A 20,977-nucleotide genomic window follows, 5' to 3' on the forward strand; every position below is an offset into this window, starting at 1 on the left:
AACGGAATATGAACCTGCACCAATTCCGGTTCGTCCAGGAGGCCGTGCGCCGCAACCTGAACCTGACCGAGACGGCCAAGGCGCTGTTCACCTCGCAGCCCGGCATCTCCAAGGCCATCCTCGAACTCGAGGACGAGCTCGGCGTCGACATCTTCGCGCGCCACGGCAAGCGGCTGCGCCGCGTCACCGAGCCGGGCGCCGAGGTGCTGAAGTCGATCGAGGTGATCATGCGCGAGGTCGGCAACCTGAAGCGCATCGGCGAAGAGTTCTCGAAGCAGGACGCCGGCACGCTGTCGATCGCGACCACGCACACGCAGGCCCGCTACTTCCTGCCGGAGCCGGTGTCGCAGCTGCGCAAGCGCTTCCCGAAGGTCAACATCAGCCTGCACCAGGGCGCGCCGGCGCAGGTGGCGCAGATGGTGATCGAGGAAGTGGCCGACATCGGCATCGCGACCGAGGCGCTCGCCGAGCACGACGAACTCGTCAGCCTGCCCTGCTACGAATGGCAGCACGCGCTGGTGATGCCGGCCGGCCACCCGCTCGCGCAGCTCGAACGCATCACGCTCGAAGACCTGGCGCAGCAGCCGCTGGTGTCGTACCACCCGTCGTTCAGCGGCCGCACGCGGGTCGACCAGGCTTTCGCGGCGCGGCGGCTGAAGCCGAACATCGTGCTGGAGGCGATCGACGCCGACGTCATCAAGACCTACGTGCGCCTGGGCATGGGCATCGGCGTGCTGGCCGAGATCGCGGTGCGCGACGACCCGCCGAACGGCGACCTGGTGTCGCGCCCGGTCGGCCACCTGTTCGGCGCCAACGTCACCCGCGTCGCGTTCAAGCGCGGGGCCTATCTGAGAAACTTCGTCTACGCGTTCGCCGAGATGCTGTCCGACCGCCTGAACCGCGGACTGGTCACCCGCGCGATGAGCGGCGATGCGGCCGACACCGGCCACGACTACCAACTCTGATTCGCCAGTTTCGAGCCACGAGCCCACCATGCGAACCCCCACCCTCGAAAGCCGCCTGCCGCAGGTCGGCACGACCATCTTCACCGTGATGTCGGCGCTGGCGCAGCAGCACGGCGCCGTCAACCTCGGCCAGGGCTTCCCCGATTTCGACGGCGACCCGAAGCTGCTCGACGCGGTGACCGGCGCGATGAAGCGCGGCCTGAACCAGTACCCGCCGATGGCCGGCGTGCCGGCGCTGCGCGAGGCGGTGGCCGCGAAGATCGCCACGCTGTACGGCCACGCCTGCGACCCCGGCACCGAAGTGACCATCACCGCCGGCGCGACGCAGGCCATCATCACCGCGATCCTCGCGATCGTGCACCCCGGCGACGAGGTGATCGTGCTCGACCCGTGCTACGACAGCTACGAGCCGAACATCGTGCTGGCCGGCGGCACCGCGGTTCACGTGCCGTTGACGCCGCGGACGTTCCGGCCCGATTTCGAACGCATCCGCGCCGCGCTCACGCCGCGCACCCGCGCGATCATCGTCAACACGCCGCACAACCCGAGCGCGACCGTCTGGAGCGCGGCCGAGATGCAGCAGCTGGCCGAGCTGCTGCGCCCGACCGACGTGTTCGTGATCGCCGACGAGGTCTACGAGCACATGGTGTTCGACGGACAGCGGCATGAAAGCATCGCGCGCCACCCCGAGCTGGCTGCGCGGGGCTTCATCGTCTCGAGCTTCGGCAAGACCTACCACGTGACCGGCTGGAAGGTCGGCTACGTCGCGGCGCCGGCGCCGCTGACGGCCGAGTTCCGCAAGGTGCACCAGTTCAACGTGTTCACCGTCAACACGCCGGTGCAGCACGGGCTGGCCGCGTACATGGCCGACCCGGCGCCCTACCTCGACCTGCCGGCGTTCTACCAGCGCAAGCGCGACCTGTTCCGCGCGGGCCTGGCGACGACGCGGCTGAAGCTGCTGCCGAGCGCGGGCAGCTATTTCCAGAGCGTCGACTATTCGGCGGTCAGCGAGCTCGGCGAGGAAGGCTTCTGCCGCTGGCTGACCAGCGAGATCGGCGTCGCGGCGATCCCGGTGTCGGTGTTCTATGCCGGCGGTTTCGAGCAGAAGCTCGCGCGCTTCTGCTTCGCGAAGAAGGACGAGACGCTGGAGCTTGCCCTGGAGCGCTTGGCGAAGCTGTAGCCCGGCTGGGTTCAGCGCGAGCCGCTCGCCTTCGGTTTGCGGGTGGTGTCGAGTTCGCTCAGTTCGCTGAGGTCGAAATCGAGGCCGGGGCGCGAGTCGCCGGCGTCGTTCGGCGCCGCGGTGGGCCCCGACAGCCGCGCCGGATCGGTCGAGATGTCGAGGTCGAGCGACAGCCGCTCGACCTGCGGGAGCGACGGCGTCGGGCCATCCGGCGGCGGCATCACGGCGGCATCGGGCCGCGGGGCGGGCGAATCGCCGGTCGCCGACAGGTCCAGCGTGATGCCCACCGATTCGATGGGCAGCAGCAGGTCGACGCCTTCGGGGCGCACGTCGCGTTCGGCCAGGTCGCGCGCGATGCCGTACAGGAACAGCAGGTCGCGGTACGCCGGCACGTCGAACGGCGGGCCCTGGTTGCGCCGGAACAGCGCGCCGTCGAGCGCGGCCATCGCCTCGCCCGGCGCCGACCACAGCGATTGCACGCGGGCCAGCACGTCGGGGAAGCCTTCTTCGAGGTCGCGCTCCTTCGACGGATCGTTTTCGTCCCATTCGACCGCATAGGCGTTGAAGCGGCGGTTGAAGCGCTCGCGGATGCGGTCGTACGGATCGCGCTCGTCGCGGCGGCGGTAGATCTCCATCAGCTTCAGGTACGGCAGCGGGCTGACGCCGCCGGTGCTGCGCACATGGCCCATCAGCAGGTCGACCGCGGCGTCGTCCTGGCCCAGCACGACGAAGAACTCGACCTGCTGGTCGAGGTCGATCAGTTCTTCGGCCGACATCGGCCGGTGCGGTTCCAGCGCATCGGGGTCGATGTCGGTGCCGGGCTCGGTCGCCCTCGACAGCGTGGCCTGCATCGCGGCGACCGCGCGCGGCGTCAGCGTGACGTCGGACATCGGCGACAGCGGCGCCGGCGCGGCGGGCCGCTTGCGCACCGGCGGCGGCGTGTCGACCAGCACCGCGCCGCCGGCGAACGGCTCGGGCGACATCGCCGCCGGAATGGTGCGCGGTGGGTCGGCCGGCGTGGCGGCCGGGGCCGCGGCGGATCCCGGTGCCGGCGGCTCGACCCACCAGGCGGCAGCCTGGCGCTCGCGCCAGCGCTGCCACACCAGGAAGCCGAGGCCGGCGGCGAGCAGCGCGCACAGCACCGCCAGCGCATAGACCAGCGGGTTCGCGTAGCGCGCCGACTGGGCCTGCTGCACCTTCGCCTGCAGGTCGGCGATCGACTGCTGGCGCGCCACGCCTTCGGCGCGCAGCTGGCTCATCGAGGCTTCGAGCGCCTTCAGGCGATCCTGCGCCTGCAGGCGCTCGACCAGTTCGGGGTCGATGAAGCGGTACGGCGACGAGCCGGCCGCCTGTGCGGCCTCGGCCAGCGGCGTCAGCTGGGAGCTCATGCGCAGCGACGGCGAGATCAGCGCATCGGTCTCGACCGGATCGAGTTGCAGCGTCGGTCCCTTCGGACGCACGGGCTCGGCGGCCGGCTTCTGCGAGCGCGCGGCCTTCCTGGCCGCGCCGGCTGTCGCGGCGGGGCGTGTCGCCGGCGTTTCGCTGGCCGCGGCGCGCGGGCGTTGCGCCGCCGCGCCCGGGGCGACGCGCGGCAAGGTCGAACGCACCGGCGGCTCGCCCTGCGGCGAGATCACGCTGGCCAGCGGCGAGGCCGAGAGATCGGGTGAATCGGCGATGTCCGGCAGCGCATGGGCCGGTGCTGCCGCGCTGGCCGACGGCGGATCGGCAAACACCATGTAATTGCGCGACAGCCGCGTCGGACATCCGACATTCAATGCAATGGCCACCACCGGCTCGTCGACCGGCACGGTGGTGGTGACACGCAGCCGGCGGTCGGCGCTGCCGGGCCGGCCTTCGATGCGGACCTGCACCGACAGCGAGGACAGCGGGCGGTCGCCGATCGACACATCGGCCTTGATGCAGGAGGCCTCGATGCGCTCGTCGGGCTCCAGCCGCAGCATCACGCCGAAATTGAGCGGGTGGCCCAGCGTGGTGGCGCCGAGCGTGTTGCCGAACCCCATCGCGGTCGCTCGGCCCATGGGCAGGAGGCCCAAAGCGAGACTGATCGCGAGCAAGTTCGAGAATCTCTGCATTCGGCTGAGCAGTTGATTGATCGTTTTGACTCTAGCATGAACGTTCCTGCGGCGATCTCCGCAATAACGGGCAGAAACGGGCCCGGAACGGAGCGTCCGGCACCCCATGCCACAATCGCGCGCCATGCGCCTGGCGCTGTCTGACGAATGGGATGGCCATGCCTTCTGAATTGCGTGCCGAACGACGTGACGGCGCCCTGGTGCTGACGATCAGCGACCCGGCTTCGCGCAACACGCTCTCCGAACAGGTCTTCACCGCCGGCATCGAATCGCTGGGCGTGGCCGAGTCGGATCCCGACGTGCATTGCGTCGTGCTGCGCGGCGATGGCGAGCATTTCTGCGCCGGCGGCAACCTGCAGCGGCTGCTCGCGAGCCGCGAGGCGCCGCGCGAGGTGCAGCGCGAGATGCTGGAGCGCTTCCACGAGTTCGTCGAGGTGTTGCGCGTGTTCCCGAAGCCGGTGATCGCGGCGGTCGAAGGCGCGGCCGCCGGCGGTGGTTTTTCGCTCGCATTGGCCTGCGACCTGATCGTCGCGGCCGAGGATGCGCGCTTCGTGATGTCCTACGGCCGCATCGGCCTGTCGCCCGACGGCGGCTCGACCTGGCAATTGATGCAGCGCCTGCCGCGCGCGGTGGTGCTGCAGATGCTGTGGCTGTCCGAGCCGATGGGCGCGGCGCAACTGCAAGCCTTGGGCCTTGTCAATTGGGTGACAGACAGTGGCCAGGCGCTGACCCAAGCTCTGGCGGTGGCCGAACGGCTGTCGCACCTGGCGCCGAACGCGGTCGCCAGCGTGAAGGAGCTGGTCAATGCATGGCCCGAGCGCAGCCTCTCGCAGCAGATGGCATCGGAGCGGGATCACTTCCTTGAGAACTTCTTTCATCGCAACGGCGGCGAAGGCCTGCAGGCCTTCCTGGACAAGCGCACGCCGCGCTTCGAGTAGCGCGGGGGCGGCATGAGCCGCGCGTTGCCGCGGCGTCGACGCATCTATCTGATGCGACACGGCTCCGTCGACTACTTCAGGGAAGACGGCAGCGCGGTGCCGCCGGACACGGTGCCGCTGAATGCCGTCGGCCGCGACCAGGCCGATGCGGCGGGTCGCCTGTTCGCGCAATGCGGCGTGCAATTCGACAGCGTGCTGGCCAGCGGATTGCCGCGCACCGTCGAAACCGCGACGCGCGTGCTGGCCGCCGCTGCGCAGCCGGCCTTGCAGGTGCTGCACGAGCCCGCGCTCGAAGAGATCCGTCCCGGCCGCCTGGCCGACATCCCGAAGCACGAGATCGAAGCCGCCTTCCTCGGCGCGTTCCGCACCGGCCCGAACGTCCAGTCGCAGCGCTTTCTCGGCGGCGAATCGGTCGGCGAACTGCTCGACCGCGTGTTGCCGGCCTTTGATGCGCTGCTCGCGCGCGACGACTGGCAATGCCTGCTGATGGTGATGCACGGCGGCGTGAACCGAGCGCTGCTGTCGCGCGTGCTGGCCGGCGAGCGCGCCTTCTTCGGCCGGCTCGAACAGGCACCGGCCTGCATCAACGTGATCGACGTCGGCGCGAACGACCAGATCGTGCGTGCCGTCAACCTCGCGCCCACGCAATGGCTGCACGAGCGCGAGACGATGACGACGATGGAGAAGCTGCTGGCGCAGTACATGCGCCTGTAATCCGGATGCCAATCCGGGATTCAACCCCATTTGTTCGCTTGTCACACCCGAAGGAGCGGAGCGCTGCCCGAAGGCGCGTCCGGCGCGCCACGGCCTCGCCCCACGCGCCTTTCGCGCCACCACAAGAACGACAGCAACCTACGTCCGATACCCCCCATCGATCCGATCCAGCCGCCGCAGCAACCCCGGCCACGTCAACGCCCCCGCCCCCATCCCCCGCGTCGCCACCCTCGCCTGTTCCGCCGCGGTCTGGATGATCTGCGGATCGATGTGGATCAGCGGCGCACCACCCGCCATCGCACGGACCTGGATCGTGCACACCGTCTCGAAGAAGTACATCGCCAGCACCGCATCGGCCACCGTCGGCCCGACCGTCAGCAGCCCGTGGTTGCGCAGCATCAGGTAGGTCGCGCGGCCGAGGTCCTTCACCAGCCGCGGCTTCTCGTCGTCGCGCAGCGCGACGCCTTCGTAGTCGTGGTACGCCAGGCTCGACAGGATGAAGATCGACTGCTGCGACAACGGCAGCACGCCGCCCTTCTGCGCCGACACCGCCAGGCCGTTCAGCGTGTGCGTGTGCAGCACGCATTGCGCATCGTGGCGCGCCGAATGGATCGCGCTGTGGATCGTGAAGCCCGCAGGGTTCACCGGGAACGGCGTGTCGTCGAGCTTGTTGCCCTGCAGGTCGATCTTCACCAGGCTCGACGCGGTGATCTCGTCGAACATCAGCCCGTACGGGTTGATCAGGAAGCGGTCATCCTCGCCCGGCACGCGCGCGGTGATGTGGGTAAACACCAAGTCGTCCCACTTGAAATGCGCCACCAGCCGATACGCCGCGGCGAGGTCCACGCGGGTCTGCCATTCGGCATCGCTGACGCGGCCCTCGCGGCTCGGAATGTCCAGCACTCGATCGCCCATGCGCGCTCTCCTCGTGAAGGGAATTCGCGCACTCTTTCAGCAATCGCCTTCATGGACAATGAGGTCGCACCCTGTCACGTCAGAGACAAAACATGAATACCCCCGTTCTTACAATCGATGAGCAGGCCAACATCGAATCGGGTTCGTGGTTCTCCAAACTCTCGCAGCCATTGCGCAATGCCATCCTCTCGCGGGCCGTCGTGCGCCGCGTGCACGACGGCGCCCTGCTGTCGTCACGCGGCGAAGCGGCCGACGAATGGTGCGGCGTCGCGAAGGGCGCGGTGCGGGTCAGCTCGGTCTCGCTGTCCGGCAAGCAGATCACGCTGACCTACGTGGAGCCCGGCCTGTGGTTCGGCGACATCTCGCTGTTCGACGGCCTGCCGCGCACGCACGATGCGAACGCCCATGGCGCGACCACGCTGCTGGTGGTGCGCAAGGCCGATTTCCGCGAGCTGCTGTCGCAGCACACCGAACTCTACGAAGCGCTGCTGAAGCTGAACTGCCGCCGGCTGCGCCTGATGTTCGACGTGGTCGAAGACCTCAACACGATGCCGCTCGCGGCGCGGCTGGCCAAGCAGATCCTGCTGCTGTCGCGCAGCTACGGCATCGAGCAGGGCCAGGAGATCCGCATCGGCCTGCAGCTCGCGCAGGAAGACCTGGCGCAGCTGCTCGGTGCTTCGCGCCAGCGGGTCAACCAGGAGCTGAAGGGCTTCGAGCGCGACGGTGCGGTGCGCATCGAGCCGACGCGGCTGGTGGTGCTGTCGAAGGACAAGCTGCTGGCGATCTCCGAACGCTGACTTGCGAAGGCTGACTGGACCGCATGGACGCCTACACCGGAACCAAACCCGTCGCCGACTCGCACGCCTTCGACGCGGGCGCGCTGCAGGCCTGGCTGCAGGTCGCGCTGCCGGGCTTCGCCGGGCCGCTGCAGGTCGAGCAGTTCAAGGGCGGCCAATCGAACCCGACCTACAAGCTGGTGACGCCATCGCGCTCGTACGTGATGCGCACCAAGCCCGGCCCGGCCGCGAAGCTGCTGCCGTCGGCGCATGCGATCGAGCGCGAGTTCCGCGTGATGCGCGCGCTGCACGGCAGCGCCGTGCCGGTGCCCGAGATGCTGCTGCTGTGCGAGGACGAATCGGTGATCGGCCGCGCGTTCTACATCATGGAGTTCGTGCAGGGCCGCGTGCTGTGGGAGCAGTCGCTGCCCGGCTTCGATGCGGCCGAGCGCGGCCGCCTCTACGACGAGATGAACCGCGTGATGGCGGCGCTGCACCAGGTCGACGTCGCGGCCGCGGGCCTGGGCGACTACGGCAAGCCGGGCAACTACTTCGAGCGCCAGATCGCGCGCTGGAGCAAGCAGTACCAGGCCTCGATCACGCAGCCGATCGACGCGATGGACGAGCTTGCGCGCTGGCTGCCGGCCCACATGCCGGCCAGCGCGCGCGACGAATCGCAGGTGTCGGTGGTGCACGGCGACTACCGGCTCGACAACCTGGTGTTCCACCCGAGCGAGCCGCGCGTGCTGGCCGTGCTCGACTGGGAGCTGTCGACGCTCGGCCACCCGCTGGCCGATTTCAGCTACCACTGCATGTCGTGGCACATCCCGCCCGGCGCGTTCCGCGGCATCGGCGGGCTCGACCTGGCCGCGCTCGGCATCCCCGACGAAGCGGCCTACGTGCGCCGCTACTGCGAGCGCACCGGCCGCGCCGACCCGCAGGCGGTGATAGCCGACTGGAACTTCTACATGGCCTACAACCTGTTCCGCATGGCCGGCATCCTGCAAGGCATCGCGAAGCGGGTCGAAGACGGCACCGCGTCGAGCGCGCAGGCGCGCCAGGCCGGCGCCGGCGCGCGGCCGCTGGCCGAGATGGGCTGGCGCATGGCCCGGCACGGCACCTGATCACCCCCCGGAGACCCCAGCATGGACTTCAGCTACTCCCCGCGCACCCAGGACCTGCAGGCCCGGGTGGCTGGTTTCATGGACCAGCACATCTTCCCGGCCGAGGCCGCCTTCAACGAGGAGATCGAGGCCAACACCCGCGCCGGCAAGCGCTGGACGCCGCTGCAGCTGATCGAGGGGCTGAAGACGAAGGCGCGCGCGCAAGGCCTGTGGAACCTGTTCCTGCCCGAGAGCGAGCTCGGCGCGGGCCTGACGAACCAGGAGTACGCGCCGCTGGCCGAGCTGATGGGCCGCGTGCCCTGGGCGAGCGAGGTGTTCAACTGCTCGGCGCCGGACACCGGCAACATGGAGACCATCGTCCGCTACGGCACGGCCGAGCACAAGAAGCGCTGGCTCGAACCGCTGCTCGACGGCAGGGTCCGCAGCGCGTTCGCGATGACCGAGCCCGACGTGGCCTCGTCGGACGCGACCAACATCGAGTCGAGCATCCGGCGCGACGGCGACGACTACGTGATCAACGGCCGCAAGTGGTGGATCTCGGGCGCCGGCGACCCGCGTTGCGCGGTCTACATCTTCATGGGCAAGACCGACCCCGAGGCGCCGCGGCATTCGCAGCAGTCGATGATCCTGGTGCCGGCCGACACGCCGGGGGTGAAGGTGGTGCGCCCGCTGCCGGTGTTCGGCTATGACGATGCGCCGCACGGGCATTGCGAGATGACGTTCACCAACGTGCGCGTGCCGGCGAGCAACATGCTGCTCGGCGAAGGCCGCGGCTTCGAGATCGCGCAGGGCCGGCTCGGGCCGGGCCGCATCCACCACTGCATGCGGCTGATCGGGCTGGCCGAGCGGGCGCTGGAGCTGATGTGCAAGCGGGCGTCGTCGCGCGTCGCGTTCGGCCGCAAGGTGGCCGAACAGGGGGTCACGCGCGAGCGCATCGCCGAGGCGCGCTGCAAGATCGAACAGGCGCGGCTGCTGACGCTGAAGGCCGCGTGGATGATGGACGTCGCCGGCAACAAGACCGCGAAGGCCGAGATCGCGATGATCAAGGTGGTGGCGCCGTCGATGGCCTGCCAGGTGATCGACTGGGCGATGCAGGTGCACGGCGGCGCCGGCATGTGCGACGACTTCCCGCTGGCCTACTTCTACACCGCGGCGCGCACGCTGCGCTTCGCCGACGGGCCGGACGAGGTGCACCGCAATGCGATCGCGAAGATGGAGCTGGGCAAGTACGCTTGACGCCCCTCCCCGTTCGCCCTGAGCCTGTCGAAGGGTCAGGCTGAGCTTGTCGAAGCCTTGGTTCGATGCGCAGACCCTTCGACAAGCTCAGGGCGAACGGAAGGGAGTTCGGTGCTGTGTGGGCCGAACGCACACCCGTTCGGGCTGAGCCTGTCGAAGCCCCGGCTCCATGCGGGCAGGCCCTTCGACAGACTCAGGGCGAACGGGTTGGATGAGGCTCAGTGCCTCGACGGGTCCTTCGGATCGTCCGGCCCCAATTGCGTCTGCCACGCGGTCGACGACGTGCTCGGCCAGCCGCTGGCCGCGCCGCTGTCGCCCGCACCCATGCCACCGGCCACCCGCACCGCCTGCAGCACCGCCACCTCGAACAGCCCGATCGCCTGCTTCACCGACGCGAGGTCGGGGCTCGCCAGTTGCAGCCGCAGGTAGACCCGCCCGCGCAACAGCATCAGCACGAACGGCGGTTCGTGCGCCAGCAGATTGCCGGCCGCCTCTTCGAGTTGCCGCGCCAGCGCACCTTCGACCCACGACGCCGCCGCCTGCGGCGTGTTGCCGACCAGCCCGAAACGCATGCGCACCGCTTTCGACGCAGCGAACGTGACCTTCGCGAACATCGCGAGCCAGCGCATCTCTTCGGGCGTGGCGCCGTCGATCACCGTCTGGGTGCTTTCGGTGAAGCGCTCGAAGGTCTGGCGCTCGAGCGTCTCGCGCAACGGTTGCGACAACAGCAGCACCTGCAGGTTCGGCGGCAGGCCGAGTTCCATGCGCAGACGCAGCTCATGGCCTTCGATGTAGAAGCGCTGCGGCGCGCCCCATTCGAGGCGCCACGGCTTGCTGTCCATGCCGCCGTCGATGACGAAGCCTTCTTCTTCGCGCACGCGCTTGAAGGCCATCTTGCTGTCGCGCGCCCATTCCGACACCGCCCGCCAGTCCGGGCCGTCGGGCCTGCCTGAGATCAGTCGTTTGAGCGCGTCGAGCATGAAGGCCGTGCTTGAACTAGAGTCGCAATCCACACAGCACGCCCGTGCTGCAGAAAGACGACCAGAGGAAAACAAGATGATCGAAGTGTATTCGTGGGCCACGCCCAATGGCCACAAAGTTCACATCATGCTCGAAGAGTGCGGGCTGCCGTACCGGGTGACGGCGGTGGACATCGGGGCCGGCGATCAGTTCAAACCCGAGTTCCTCGCGATCAGCCCGAACAACAAGATCCCCGCGATCGTCGACCCCGACGGGCCGGACGGTCAACCGATCTCCCTGTTCGAATCGGGCGCCATCCTGATGTACCTCGCCGGCAAGACCGGCCGCCTGCTGCCCACCGGCACCGCCGCGCGCTACGAGGTGCTGGAGTGGCTGATGTTCCAGATGGGCGGCATCGGCCCGATGCTCGGCCAGGCGCATCACTTCCGCATCTACGCGCCCGAGAAGATCGAGTACGCGATCAACCGCTACACCAACGAGGCGAAGCGCCTGTACGGCGTGCTCGACAAGCGGCTCGCGAAGTCGAAGTACGTCGCCGGGCCGGAGTACAGCATCGCCGACATCGCGATCTTCCCGTGGCTGCGTTCGTGGAAGAACCAGGGCATCGACTGGGCCGACTACCCGCACCTGAAAGGCTGGTTCGACGAGATCGCCGCCCGCCCGGCGGTGCAGCGCGGCGTCGCCGTGCTGGCCGAGCACCGCAAGCCGCTCAACGACGAGAAGGCCCGCAACGCGCTCTTCGGCAAGCAGCAGTACGAGCGACGCTGAGCACTCTATCTGACGCAGTCATTTCTCGATGGTCTTGTTCCAGCGTGCGTTCCAGGCCGGCCGGTTCGCGTTGATGCTCTCCCAGTCGAGCGTCACCGCGTTCTTCATCCACTGAGAGATCTGCGCGACCTGGGCGGCGCCCTCGCCCACCGCGGGTGCTTTCGGGTTGGTCGGGATCTGGCTGCCGTACTGCAGCACGTTGGCCTGCGCCAGCGGGCTCAGCAGGAACTCGGCGAGTTTCTGCGCCAGCTCGGGTTCGCTGTTGTTCGCGATCACGCACTGGCCGACCATCAGCACCACCGAGCCTTCCTTCGGCTGCGCGTACTCCACCGGGATGCCCTTGACCTTCAGCGCGGCCACCGCGGTCGGCGTCAGCGGGAACAGCGCCGCCTCGCCGGTCTGCACCATCTCGGACAGCTTGGCCGAACTCGGGATGTACTCGAGCACGTTCGGCCCGATCTTCTCCGGCCAGGCCTTGAAGCCGGGTTCGACGTTCTTGTCGTTGCCGCCCTGGATGCGGTTGAACATCAGGAAGCCGTGCAGTCCGAACGACGATGACGAGACCGACTGGAACACCACCTTGCCCTTGAACTTCGGGTCGGCGAAATCCATCCACGAGGTCGGCGCGGCCCAGCCCTTCTCGGTGAACATCTTCTTGTTGTAGGCGATGCCGGTCATGCCCAGGCTGACGCCGCTGGCCATGTCGCCCTTGAAGCGCGCCGCGGGGTAGATCTCGTTCAGTGCCGGGCTCGGCCGCTGCTTCTCGCACAGTCCCATGCCGATCGCGCGCACCATGATGCCGTCGTCGAGGAACATCACGTGCATCTGCGGCTTGTCCTTGTTGGCCTGCGCCTTCGCGAGAATGTCCGACGAGGTGCCCGGCACCACGACGACCTTGGCCCCGTACAGCTTCTCGAAGGCCGGGAACACGTACTGCGTGTACGCCTTCTCCATCGTGCCGCCGTTCATGCCGATGTAGATCGTCTTGGCCTGCGCCTGTGCGGTGCCGGCGGACAGCAGCGCGGCCGCGGCGGCCACGGCCCCCAGCCAGTGACGGTGCGTGCGGAGCGGGAAGGTGCTTGGCATGGTCGATCCTTTCAACGGTGGGACAACACGGGAAGCGAAGTGGGAGCTGAAGCGGGGAGTGAATCGGGAAGCATCGCGGCAGCCACGGGCGCTGCCGATGCGGCCGGCGCCTGCGCTGCGCCGGCCTGGGCCGCGAAGCGCTCGATGCCGAACGCGCCGATCGGCGTGCTGCTGCGGCCGTCGCGGGCCAGCTCGGCCAGCACCTCGCCGACGGCCGGCCCGATCTGGAACCCGGCGCCGGCGAAGCCGAAGCCGTGGATCAGCCCCGGCATCGTGCGGCTGCAGCCGAGCACCGGCTCGCGGTCGGGCAGGTAGCCTTCGGTGCCGCTCCAGGTGCGGATCAGCTGCGCATCGCGCAGCGCAGGGATCAGCTCGACGGCCTGGCGCGCCAGCACCGAGATCGCCTGCCGGTCCGAGCGCGCGCGGTCGGCGTCGAGCGCCACGCCGGAGCCGCCGCCCAGCACCAGGTTGCCGCGCGCAACCTGCCGGCAGTAGATGCCGCCGCCCTCGACGCCCAGGCTCCAGTCCATGAAATGCGGCATCGGCTCGGTGACCGCCATCGCCGGGTGGCCGGAATGCATCGGCACCGGCTCGCCGAACTGCGCCGCCAGCCGGCCGGCCCACGCCCCGGCGCAGTTCAGCAGCAGCGGCGCGCGCACCTCCAGCGCGCTGCCCGACGTGTCCCGGCAGCGCAGCGTGAAACCGGCGCGGTCGCCGATCACCTCTTCGACCGGCGTGCGTTCGAACACCAGCGCGCCGGCGCGCTCGGCGGCACGCGCGAACGCCGGCGACACCAGCCGCGGATTGGCCTGGCCATCCGCGGGGCACAGCGAACCGCCGACCGCCTTCGCGCCCAGCCATGGGCAGCGCTCACGCAGGCGCTCGCCGGAGATCAGCTCCAGGTCGAGGTCGAAGCCCTCGCTCAGCGCGCGGTAGCGTTCCAGCGAGGCCATGTCGGCCGCACTGCGCGCGATCTTGAAATGGCCGCTGCGCTCGTACTCGCCGTCGGTGCCGATCAGCTCGGGCAGCCGGCCCCACAGTTCGTGCGCGCGTTGCGCGAGCGGCAGTTGCGACAAGGGCCGGCCCTGCCGCCGCACGCCGCCGTAGTTGACGCCGCTGGAGCGCGAGCCGCACAGGTCGCGTTCGAGCAGCACCACCTTCAGCCCCATGCGGCGCAACGCGAGCGCGGCCGAGCTGCCGACGATGCCGCCGCCGACGATCGCGACATCGGCGACGCAGCGCCGGGCCGTCATGCGCTGGCCTCCGGCTCGGGCACGGCCGACGGCGCGGACGACAACGCGGATGACAACGCGGACAAGGGCACCGGCTTGATCGGCGCCTGTCCGCGCAGCCGGCCCACCTCGCCGACTGGCCGGCCGCAGGCCTGCGCCAGGATCTCGGTCGCCGCGACGCCGCACATGCGGCCCTGGCAGCGCCCCATGCCGACGCGCGACAGCGCCTTCAGCCGGTTGATGTCGTCGGCGCCGGTCTCGCGCACGGTGCGGCGCAGTTGCCCGGCGCTGAGGTGCTCGCAGCGGCACACGATGAGCTCGTCGTCGGCGCGCGCCGCCCAGTCGGTCGGGAACGGGAACGCCCGTTCGAGGCCGCGCCGGAACGGCCGGATGCCGGCCAGGCGTTGCTCCAGTGCGCGCGCCCGCGCGGCGTCGACCGGCAGGCCGCGGTCTTCGAGCAGCGCCAGCGCCGCGCGCTCGCCGGCCCACTCGGCCGCATCGGCCCCGAGGATGCCGGCGCCGTCGCCGGCCAGGTACAAGCCCGGCACGCTGCTGCGCCCTGCCGCGTCGCGCAGCGGCAGGTGCGCGCGCTGCAGATCGTCGAAGGCAAAGCGGCAGCCGAGCAGGTCGGCCAGCTGGGTTTCCGGGCGCAGCGCATGGCCGATGCCGACGGCGTCGCATTCGATCGTCCGCGTGCCCTGCCCGTCGCCGTGTGCGCCCTGTTCGAACGCCACGCCCTCGACCCGCTCGCCGCCGAGGATCCGCAGCGGTCGCGCACCGCGCACGACGGGCACGCCGTGCGCCCGCAGCCACGCGACGTACCACGCGCCCTTCATCAGGATCGACGGCCGCGTCAGCATCAGCGGCAGCGCCGCGACCTGGTCGGCCAGCCGCGCGCTGTCGAGCACCGCGACGACGCGCGCCCCGGCCTTCGCATACTGGTACGCGACCAGGTACAGCAGCGGCCCGCTGCCCATCAGCACCACGCACTCGCCGATCGCACAGCCCTGGAACTTCAGCGCCACCTGCGCGCCGCCGAGCGTGGTGACGCCGGGCAGCGTCCAGCCCGGCACCGGCAGCACGCGGTCGGTGGCGCCGGTCGCGACGATCAGCCCGTCGTACGGCAGGCGTTCGATGCGGCCGCGGTGCAGCACGTCGAGCACGCCGTCCTGCGCGTTCCACACCAGGCTGTCGGGCCGGTGGTCGATGCGGTCGGCGAGCGCGTCGGCCGCGGCATGCAGTGCGACCGCGCGCGCCGCCTCGCTGCCGTACAGCTCGGCCGGCGAGCGGCGGAAATGCGCCGGCGGGCGACGGTAGATCTGGCCGCCGGCGCGCGGCGCCTCGTCGACCAGCACCGGCCGCAGGCCGTGCGCCGCGAGCGCCTGCGCGGCGCGCACGCCGGCCGGGCCGGCGCCGACGATCACCGGCGGCGTCATGCCGCGCCCTCCCCGCTCAGCAAGGCCATGCCCGGCGCGATGAAGGTCGAGCAGGCGCGCAGCCGCTCGCCGCCGGCGGTCGCGATCCAGCAGTCCTGGCAGGCGCCCATCAGGCAGAAGCCGGCGCGCGGCGCGCCGCTGAACTCGTTGCGGCGCAGGCGGTCGTGCTGCGTCAGCACCGCGGTCAGCACGGTGTCGCCTTCGAGCGCGGCAGCCGGCGCGCCGTCGAGCGTGAAGGCCACGCGCGCGCGACCGGTCTCGGCCAGGCGCACCAGCAGCGGTCGGCGCGGTGTCGGTGCATCGGTCATCAGCGTCGTCCCACCAGCACGCGGTCGAGCCCGTAGACGCGGTCGAGCAGCACCATCGCGAGGGCCGTCACGCCGACCATCAGCGCCGACACCGCGGCCATCAGCGGGTCGATCGATTCGGTCGCATACATGTACATGCGCACCGGCAGCGTCACCGTGCTCGGCGCGGTCACGAAGATCGACATCGTCACCTCGTCGAAGCTGTTGATGAAGGCCAGCATCCAGCCGCCGGTGACGCCGGGCAGGATCATCGGCAGCGTGATGCGCCGGAACACGGTGAAATGGCCGGCACCGAGCGAGGCCGCCGCCTGCTCGGCGCTGCGGTCGAAGCCGACCAGCGCCGCCACCACCAGGCGCAACGTGTACGGCGTGACGATCAGCGCATGCGCGAACACCAGGAAGCCGAAGCTGCCGCTGCCGCCGACCAGCGCGAACAGCCGCAGCAGCGCGACGCCGAGCACCAGGTGCGGAATGATCAGCGGCGACAGGAACAGCCCGTTCAGGAACTCCCGCCCGGCAAATTGGTGGCGCGTGATCGCGAGGCCGGCCGGCACCGCCAGCAGCGTCGCGAGCGTGGCCGAACCGAGCGCCAGCCACAGGCTGTTCCAGAACGACTGCATGAAATCCGGGTGCTCGAACACCGCGCGGAACCAGCGCAGCGAGAAGTGGGTGGTCGGCAGCGTCAGCGTGTTCTCGGGCGTGAACGCGACCAGGCACACGACGACCAGCGGCGCCAGCATGAAGGCGATCACCAGCGCGTTGAACGCGAGCGCGAGCGGGCCGTTGCGGTTCATCGACGGCGCCCCCTCAGCCCAGCGCGCGCCGGTAGCGGCCTTCGACCAGCCGGTTCCAGCCCAGCATCACCGCGAGATTGGCGGCCAGCAGCGTCAGTGCCACCGCGGCGCCGAGCGGCCAGTTCAGCTCGTGCAGGTACTCGTCGTAGACCACGGTCGCGACCATCTTCAGCCGCCGCCCGCCGAGCAATCCGGGGATCGCGAACGAGCTGGCGGCGAGGCCGAACACGATCAGGCTGCCCGACAGGATGCCCGGCATCACCTGCGGCAGCACGATGCGGCGCAGCGTGGTGAACGGCGAGGCCTTCAGCGACAGCGCGGCGTCCGCGATGCCGGGGTCGAGCTTCTGCAGCGAGGTCCAGACCGGGATCACCATGAAGGGCAGCATCACGTGCACCAGCGCGATCACGACCGCCGTCTCGGTGTACAGCAGCTTGAACGGCCCGAGGCCGAGCACGCCGAGCGCCGCGTTGACCAGGCCCTCGGGGCCGAGCAGCATGCTCCAGCCGAAGGCCCGCACCACCACCGACACCAGCAGCGGCGCCAGCACCACCAGCAGCATCGCCGAGCGCCACGGGTTGCGCATGCGGCTCAGCACCCAGGCCTCGGGCGCGCCGACCAGCACGCAGATCAGCGCCACCAGCGCCGAGATGCGGAAGGTGCGCCAGAAGATGCCGTGGTAGTACGGGTCGCCGAACACCATCGCGTAGTGCGCCAGCGTGAACTCGCCGGCACGCGCGCCGGTGGCCGGGTCGTAGACGTTGAACGACAGCACCGCGGTCAGCGCGAGCGGCACCAGCAGCAGGCCGGTGAAGAGCAGCAGCGCCGGGCCGCCGAGCCACCACGGGGCGAGCTTCAAGGCGCAGCCTCGACCGCAGCCGCGGTGGCCGGGGCTGCGGCGCCCTGATCGACCGGCAGCAGCCGGCTGCAATGCACCGGCCAGTCGACGCCTGCACGCTGCCCGGTCTCGAGCGCGCTGCGGCCGTCGTTCGGACACAGCACCGCCAGCGCGCCGACCGCGGTGTCGACGCGGTACAGCCACTGGCTGCCGAGGAAGAAGCGCTCGGCGACCTCGCCGTCGAGCCGGCCGCTGCCGGGCGGCACGAACTGCAGCTTCTCCGGCCGCACGCTCAGCAGCACCGCGGCGCCGGGACGCAAGCCGGTGTCGTCGACCACCACGCGCAGCGGGCCGACATCCACCGCGCCTTCGCCGTTGACGCGGCCCTCCAGCAGGTTGGCCTTGCCGACGAAGGTCGAGATGAAGCGCGTGCGCGGGTGGTCGTAGAGGCGCTGCGGCCGGTCGACCTGCGTTGCGCGGCCCTGCTCCATCACGACGACGCGGTCGCTGATCGACATCGCCTCGCCCTGGTCGTGCGTGACCATCACCGTGGTGGTGCCGACCTGGCGCTGGATGCGGCGCAGCTCGAACTGCATCTCCTCGCGCAGTTGGGCGTCGAGGTTGGACAGCGGCTCGTCGAGCAGCAGCACCGGCGGCTCGATCACCAGCGCGCGTGCCAGCGCCACGCGCTGGCGCTGCCCGCCGGACAGCTCGCGCGGGTACTTGCCGGCATGCGCTTCCAGGTGCACCAGCGCCAGCGCGGCGCGCACGCGCTCGAGCCGCTCGGCGCGCGGCATCCTGCGCATCTCGAGCCCGAAGGCCACGTTCGCGCTGACCGTCATGTGCGGGAACAGCGCATAGGTCTGGAACACGATGCCCAGCCCGCGGGTGTTGGCCTTGGCCTGCGTGATGTCGCGGCCGTCGAGCTCGATGCGGCCGCGCGTCACCGGCTCGAAGCCGGCCACCATCTGCAGCGTGGTCGTCTTGCCGCAACCCGACGGCCCGAGCAGCGAGACGAACTCGCCCTTCTCGACCGACAGGCTCAGGTCGGCGACCGCGCAGGTGTCGCCATAGAACTTGGTCACGCCGGTCAATTGCAGGAAAGACATCGATGGCCCTGGCTTGCCGAATCCGCTGGAAGGATGCTTCCGGCGGCTCGCAATTTGCGGGCCATCTTGACCCGAGAATTCCAATGAATCAAATACTCCATTTCCCTATTTCGTTTGATGGAATACTGAAGGCTTGCGTGACACGCCGGATTCCACAGGATCGAGCATGAGCGATGACAGCCCCTCCACCGCGGCGGCCAGCCGCTTGTTTGCCGTGATCCGTGCGCTGGCGCAGGGGCCCGCCGATGGGGGGCGGGTCACGCAGATCGCTCGCAGCGTGGGCCTGACGCAGGCGACGACGCACCGCCTGCTGCAGTCGCTGGTCGCCGAGGGCATGGTCGAGCAGGACGCGCGCAGCAAGCTCTACCGGCTGGGCATCGAGTTCTTCGCGCTGGCCGCGACGGCCGGCAACCCGGCCGACCTGCGCACGCTGTGCCGGCCGGCGCTGCTGCGCCTGTGCGCGAGCCTGGGCGACAGCATCTTCCTGCTGGCGCGCAGCGGCTTCGACGCGGTGTGCCTGGACCGCAGCGAAGGGCCGTTCCCGATCCGCTCGTTCACCGGCGACGTCGGCGGGCGTGTCGCGCTGGGGGTCGGGCAAGGGGCGCTCGCGATCCTCGCATTCCTGCCCGAGGCCGAGCGCGAGGAGGTGATCCGCTTCAACCTGTCGCGGGTGCGCGAGTACGGCGTGTACGACGAGGTCTACCTGCGCACCGAGATCGATCGCGTGCGGCAGACCGGCTTCGCGGGGCGCAACACCGGCCTGCTGGAAGGCATGGCAGGCGTCGCGGTGCCGGTGCTCGACCGCGAAGGGCGCGCGGTGGCCGCGCTGTCGGTGGGCACGATCTCGGATCGCCTGAACGCCGATCGCATGCCGACGGTGGTCGAGTTGCTCAAGCGCGAGGCGGCAGCGATCGGTCCGCGTATCCATCCGTTCGACCCGAGCCTGCGGCGGCCGGCGCAGAGCCTGGCGTCGCGCTGATTCCGTGTAGGAGGACCGTCCGTCGGATACACGGGCGGCAACCAATTGGGGGTTGCGGCTCGCGGCGGCGCGTTCTTCAATGGGCGATTTCCGGAAGTGGATCCGGCAGGGAGAACCCAGATGAAGATGGCGTGGATGATCGCTTCGGCCTGTGCGCTGAGCGTGTGCGGTGCGGCGCAGGCGGGAGGGGATTCGACACCGGGCTCGTCGCCGGGTTCGGCCTCGGCGACCTTCACGCTCGGCACGCCGACCGGGCTCGACACCGGCGAGCCGGGCCACTGGCTGGCGGACAACGGCTTCCAGGCCTCGCTGGTCACGGCACACGAGGTGCCGGGGCCGAACGACGTGCAGTCGTTGAACATCAAGTCGCGCCTGCTCGATGCGTCCGCACGCGCCGGCACACCGTTCGGCGAGGCGGCCATCGACTTGCCGAAACCGCCGAGCGAGACGCTGTCGGCCCAGGCCTCGATCGGGCACGGCAGCGTGTCGACCGGCTTTCATGTCGATCGGCACGACGACGAAGCCAGCGCAACGATCAACTGGCAGCGCCCGTTCGTGCTGAACCCGTTCGCGTCGGTGACCTTCTCCGGCATCGCGATGCTGACGAATTCGATGGGGTCGACGCCGCTGCCACGCTTCACCGAAGACAGCACCCGGCCCGATTCGTATGTGCACCAGGCGGCGCTGATCTTCCGCGACGAGGCCTTCGCGAGCAACGGCGTGAACCTGATCGCGAACATCTTCAACGAGAACCCGACGGCACCCGGGGGCGCGGTGCAACAGCGGCTGCCGAGCTTCGACGACTTCACCTACAGCGCCGACCCGCTCGGCAATCTGTCGCTGACGGTGCACAACCACTCGAACCAGCTGCTGTTCGGCAGCTTCGAGCTGTTCGCATACAGCTGGAACAACACCGCGCCGGTGCCCGAGCCGGCGACCTGGGCGTTGATGGTGCTGGGGTTGGCCGGGATGGGCGCGGCGAAGCGGCGCAGCGGAGCGGGTCACATCGGCAGCACGCGAGCACGTGCCATCCCTTCGACGTGAGGCGTCGACGGCCTACACGGACGAGCTTCGAGAGAAGCGAATCACGTAGCGGTCGCCGTCGAGTTCCATCACCTCGCCGACAAGACTCGTTCTTGCATCGAAGTCTTTCTTGACCTTGCTGGCATCTGCACCGCTTTGCACATGCAAGGTTTCGACGGTGCTCGCGACCACCAGGCGGACCTGGCTCCGCTGTGCGAAAGCTTCTGCGATGTTGCGACGAAACTCGGTGTTGCCCGGCCCGCCCCACCGTGCCAGCGAGTCGACATAGTCGACCGTGCCATCCGGTCCTTTTCGGCAGTGATGTGCCCAGAGGCTGACCACAAGGGATCCGTCCGGCGTCCAAGCCGAGACAGACCACTGCACGTTGCGCAGCGCGGCGCCGTAGATCGCGAAGGCTTGCTTGATGCCCAGGTGTGCCATGTCGGTCGATGAGAAATCTTGAATTGATCGTGTCCCTGCCA

At 69.7% G+C, this 20,977-nt stretch carries 21 protein-coding genes; 10 read left to right on the forward strand and 11 right to left on the reverse strand.

Features of this window, described 5'->3' with window-relative positions:
• Nucleotides 1–8: 8 nt before the first annotated feature.
• Together ASC98_RS25855 and ASC98_RS25860 are read left to right on the forward strand one after the other, a co-directional pair.
• Nucleotides 9–965, forward strand: coding sequence for a CysB family HTH-type transcriptional regulator (locus ASC98_RS25855; RefSeq protein WP_056808845.1), 957 nt, complete (start codon nucleotides 9–11; stop codon nucleotides 963–965).
• Between the two features lie 28 nt (nucleotides 966–993).
• The gene (locus ASC98_RS25860) at nucleotides 994–2,145 is read left to right on the forward strand and encodes a pyridoxal phosphate-dependent aminotransferase (RefSeq protein ID WP_056808844.1); all 1,152 of its coding nucleotides are present in this window, start codon (nucleotides 994–996) and stop codon (nucleotides 2,143–2,145) included.
• 11 nt (nucleotides 2,146–2,156) lie between these two features.
• Here the strand turns inward: ASC98_RS25860 and ASC98_RS25865 are convergent, their stop codons facing one another.
• Nucleotides 2,157–4,184, reverse strand: a complete 2,028-nt coding sequence (locus ASC98_RS25865) for a FimV family protein (RefSeq protein WP_056808843.1) — start codon at nucleotides 4,182–4,184, stop codon at nucleotides 2,157–2,159.
• Nucleotides 4,185–4,396: 212 nt separating this feature from the next.
• Between ASC98_RS25865 and ASC98_RS25870 the strand changes: the two genes are divergently transcribed.
• Nucleotides 4,397–5,176, forward strand: coding sequence for an oxepin-CoA hydrolase, alternative type (locus tag ASC98_RS25870; protein WP_056809248.1), 780 nt, complete (start codon nucleotides 4,397–4,399; stop codon nucleotides 5,174–5,176).
• 51 nt (nucleotides 5,177–5,227) lie between these two features.
• Complete coding sequence (locus ASC98_RS25875) at nucleotides 5,228–5,890, forward strand: histidine phosphatase family protein (RefSeq protein ID WP_235581401.1); 663 nt, start codon at nucleotides 5,228–5,230, stop codon at nucleotides 5,888–5,890.
• 138 nt (nucleotides 5,891–6,028) lie between these two features.
• Here ASC98_RS25875 and ASC98_RS25880 read toward each other — a convergent pair whose 3' ends face one another.
• Nucleotides 6,029–6,805, reverse strand: coding sequence for a class II aldolase/adducin family protein (locus ASC98_RS25880; protein ID WP_056808841.1), 777 nt, complete (start codon nucleotides 6,803–6,805; stop codon nucleotides 6,029–6,031).
• 92 nt (nucleotides 6,806–6,897) lie between these two features.
• Here ASC98_RS25880 and ASC98_RS25885 point away from each other — a divergent pair, with 92 nt between their 5' ends.
• The 3 genes from ASC98_RS25885 to ASC98_RS25895 are packed head-to-tail and all read left to right on the forward strand — an operon-like array spanning nucleotide 6,898 to nucleotide 9,941.
• The gene (locus ASC98_RS25885) at nucleotides 6,898–7,602 is read left to right on the forward strand and encodes a Crp/Fnr family transcriptional regulator (protein WP_056808840.1); all 705 of its coding nucleotides are present in this window, start codon (nucleotides 6,898–6,900) and stop codon (nucleotides 7,600–7,602) included.
• 23 nt (nucleotides 7,603–7,625) lie between these two features.
• Nucleotides 7,626–8,705, forward strand: a complete 1,080-nt coding sequence (locus tag ASC98_RS25890) for a phosphotransferase family protein (protein ID WP_056808839.1) — start codon at nucleotides 7,626–7,628, stop codon at nucleotides 8,703–8,705.
• Nucleotides 8,706–8,726: 21 nt separating this feature from the next.
• Nucleotides 8,727–9,941, forward strand: a complete 1,215-nt coding sequence (locus tag ASC98_RS25895) for an acyl-CoA dehydrogenase family protein (protein WP_056808838.1) — start codon at nucleotides 8,727–8,729, stop codon at nucleotides 9,939–9,941.
• Between the two features lie 218 nt (nucleotides 9,942–10,159).
• Here ASC98_RS25895 and ASC98_RS25900 read toward each other — a convergent pair whose 3' ends face one another.
• Nucleotides 10,160–10,921, reverse strand: coding sequence for a hypothetical protein (locus ASC98_RS25900; protein ID WP_056808837.1), 762 nt, complete (start codon nucleotides 10,919–10,921; stop codon nucleotides 10,160–10,162).
• Between the two features lie 76 nt (nucleotides 10,922–10,997).
• On the opposite strand from ASC98_RS25900, the gene ASC98_RS25905 reads away from it, so the two are divergent.
• Nucleotides 10,998–11,690, forward strand: a complete 693-nt coding sequence (locus ASC98_RS25905; protein ID WP_056808836.1) for a glutathione binding-like protein — start codon at nucleotides 10,998–11,000, stop codon at nucleotides 11,688–11,690.
• Between the two features lie 18 nt (nucleotides 11,691–11,708).
• Here ASC98_RS25905 and ASC98_RS25910 read toward each other — a convergent pair whose 3' ends face one another.
• Genes ASC98_RS25910 through ASC98_RS25940 form a run of 7 tightly spaced genes read right to left on the reverse strand, consistent with a single transcriptional unit; the run spans nucleotide 11,709 to nucleotide 18,493 of the window.
• Nucleotides 11,709–12,776 (reverse strand): ABC transporter substrate-binding protein, encoded by a 1,068-nt coding sequence (locus ASC98_RS25910; protein WP_056808835.1) that lies wholly within the window; start codon nucleotides 12,774–12,776, stop codon nucleotides 11,709–11,711.
• Between the two features lie 11 nt (nucleotides 12,777–12,787).
• Nucleotides 12,788–14,029 (reverse strand): FAD-binding oxidoreductase, encoded by a 1,242-nt coding sequence (locus ASC98_RS25915; protein WP_056808834.1) that lies wholly within the window; start codon nucleotides 14,027–14,029, stop codon nucleotides 12,788–12,790.
• Nucleotides 14,026–15,444 (reverse strand): FAD/NAD(P)-binding oxidoreductase, encoded by a 1,419-nt coding sequence (locus tag ASC98_RS25920; protein ID WP_056808833.1) that lies wholly within the window; start codon nucleotides 15,442–15,444, stop codon nucleotides 14,026–14,028. The genes ASC98_RS25915 and ASC98_RS25920 overlap by 4 nt, the downstream gene beginning before the upstream one ends.
• Complete coding sequence (locus ASC98_RS25925) at nucleotides 15,441–15,752, reverse strand: (2Fe-2S)-binding protein (RefSeq protein WP_056808832.1); 312 nt, start codon at nucleotides 15,750–15,752, stop codon at nucleotides 15,441–15,443. Before ASC98_RS25925 ends, ASC98_RS25920 begins: the two co-directional genes overlap by 4 nt.
• Nucleotides 15,752–16,546 carry an ABC transporter permease gene (locus ASC98_RS25930; protein ID WP_056808831.1) on the reverse strand — a complete coding sequence of 265 codons (795 nt, stop codon included), beginning with the start codon at nucleotides 16,544–16,546 and terminating at the stop codon, nucleotides 15,752–15,754. The genes ASC98_RS25925 and ASC98_RS25930 overlap by 1 nt, the downstream gene beginning before the upstream one ends.
• Before the next feature lie 13 nt (nucleotides 16,547–16,559).
• The gene (locus ASC98_RS25935) at nucleotides 16,560–17,405 is read right to left on the reverse strand and encodes an ABC transporter permease (RefSeq protein WP_056808830.1); all 846 of its coding nucleotides are present in this window, start codon (nucleotides 17,403–17,405) and stop codon (nucleotides 16,560–16,562) included.
• Nucleotides 17,402–18,493, reverse strand: coding sequence for an ABC transporter ATP-binding protein (locus tag ASC98_RS25940; RefSeq protein WP_056808829.1), 1,092 nt, complete (start codon nucleotides 18,491–18,493; stop codon nucleotides 17,402–17,404). Before ASC98_RS25940 ends, ASC98_RS25935 begins: the two co-directional genes overlap by 4 nt.
• 166 nt (nucleotides 18,494–18,659) lie before the next feature.
• Between ASC98_RS25940 and ASC98_RS25945 the strand changes: the two genes are divergently transcribed.
• Both ASC98_RS25945 and ASC98_RS25950 read left to right on the forward strand, forming a co-directional pair.
• Nucleotides 18,660–19,472 carry an IclR family transcriptional regulator gene (locus ASC98_RS25945; protein ID WP_056808828.1) on the forward strand — a complete coding sequence of 271 codons (813 nt, stop codon included), beginning with the start codon at nucleotides 18,660–18,662 and terminating at the stop codon, nucleotides 19,470–19,472.
• Nucleotides 19,473–19,592: 120 nt separating this feature from the next.
• Nucleotides 19,593–20,516, forward strand: a complete 924-nt coding sequence (locus ASC98_RS25950; protein ID WP_056808827.1) for a PEP-CTERM sorting domain-containing protein — start codon at nucleotides 19,593–19,595, stop codon at nucleotides 20,514–20,516.
• 12 nt (nucleotides 20,517–20,528) lie between these two features.
• On the opposite strand, the gene ASC98_RS25955 is transcribed toward ASC98_RS25950, so the two are convergent.
• A complete protein-coding gene (locus tag ASC98_RS25955) occupies nucleotides 20,529–20,936 on the reverse strand; it encodes a hypothetical protein (protein WP_056808826.1) in 408 nt (135 codons plus the stop codon).
• Nucleotides 20,937–20,977 lie beyond the last annotated feature (41 nt).

Origin of the sequence: Rhizobacter sp. Root1238, from assembly GCF_001425825.1 — a bacterium.
Taxonomy (GTDB): Bacteria; Pseudomonadota; Gammaproteobacteria; order Burkholderiales; family Burkholderiaceae_C; genus Rhizobacter.

Bases quoted from the DNA above. Each gene is read 5' to 3' on its own strand.
- ASC98_RS25955 (WP_056808826.1), bottom strand. From the start codon at position 20,936: ATGGCACACCTGGGCATCAAGCAAGCCTTCGCGATCTACGGCGCCGCG.
- ASC98_RS25910 (WP_056808835.1), bottom strand. From the start codon at position 12,776: ATGCCAAGCACCTTCCCGCTCCGCACGCACCGTCACTGGCTGGGGGCC.
- ASC98_RS25920 (WP_056808833.1), bottom strand. From the start codon at position 15,444: ATGACGCCGCCGGTGATCGTCGGCGCCGGCCCGGCCGGCGTGCGCGCC.
- ASC98_RS25875 (WP_235581401.1), top strand. From the start codon at position 5,228: ATGCGACACGGCTCCGTCGACTACTTCAGGGAAGACGGCAGCGCGGTG.
- ASC98_RS25880 (WP_056808841.1), bottom strand. From the start codon at position 6,805: ATGGGCGATCGAGTGCTGGACATTCCGAGCCGCGAGGGCCGCGTCAGC.
- ASC98_RS25895 (WP_056808838.1), top strand. From the start codon at position 8,727: ATGGACTTCAGCTACTCCCCGCGCACCCAGGACCTGCAGGCCCGGGTG.
- ASC98_RS25945 (WP_056808828.1), top strand. From the start codon at position 18,660: ATGAGCGATGACAGCCCCTCCACCGCGGCGGCCAGCCGCTTGTTTGCC.
- ASC98_RS25860 (WP_056808844.1), top strand. From the start codon at position 994: ATGCGAACCCCCACCCTCGAAAGCCGCCTGCCGCAGGTCGGCACGACC.
- ASC98_RS25885 (WP_056808840.1), top strand. From the start codon at position 6,898: ATGAATACCCCCGTTCTTACAATCGATGAGCAGGCCAACATCGAATCG.
- ASC98_RS25940 (WP_056808829.1), bottom strand. From the start codon at position 18,493: ATGTCTTTCCTGCAATTGACCGGCGTGACCAAGTTCTATGGCGACACC.
- ASC98_RS25905 (WP_056808836.1), top strand. From the start codon at position 10,998: ATGATCGAAGTGTATTCGTGGGCCACGCCCAATGGCCACAAAGTTCAC.
- ASC98_RS25900 (WP_056808837.1), bottom strand. From the start codon at position 10,921: ATGCTCGACGCGCTCAAACGACTGATCTCAGGCAGGCCCGACGGCCCG.
- ASC98_RS25870 (WP_056809248.1), top strand. From the start codon at position 4,397: ATGCCTTCTGAATTGCGTGCCGAACGACGTGACGGCGCCCTGGTGCTG.
- ASC98_RS25915 (WP_056808834.1), bottom strand. From the start codon at position 14,029: ATGACGGCCCGGCGCTGCGTCGCCGATGTCGCGATCGTCGGCGGCGGC.
- ASC98_RS25925 (WP_056808832.1), bottom strand. From the start codon at position 15,752: ATGACCGATGCACCGACACCGCGCCGACCGCTGCTGGTGCGCCTGGCC.
- ASC98_RS25865 (WP_056808843.1), bottom strand. From the start codon at position 4,184: ATGGGCCGAGCGACCGCGATGGGGTTCGGCAACACGCTCGGCGCCACC.
- ASC98_RS25890 (WP_056808839.1), top strand. From the start codon at position 7,626: ATGGACGCCTACACCGGAACCAAACCCGTCGCCGACTCGCACGCCTTC.
- ASC98_RS25950 (WP_056808827.1), top strand. From the start codon at position 19,593: ATGAAGATGGCGTGGATGATCGCTTCGGCCTGTGCGCTGAGCGTGTGC.
- ASC98_RS25930 (WP_056808831.1), bottom strand. From the start codon at position 16,546: ATGAACCGCAACGGCCCGCTCGCGCTCGCGTTCAACGCGCTGGTGATC.
- ASC98_RS25855 (WP_056808845.1), top strand. From the start codon at position 9: ATGAACCTGCACCAATTCCGGTTCGTCCAGGAGGCCGTGCGCCGCAAC.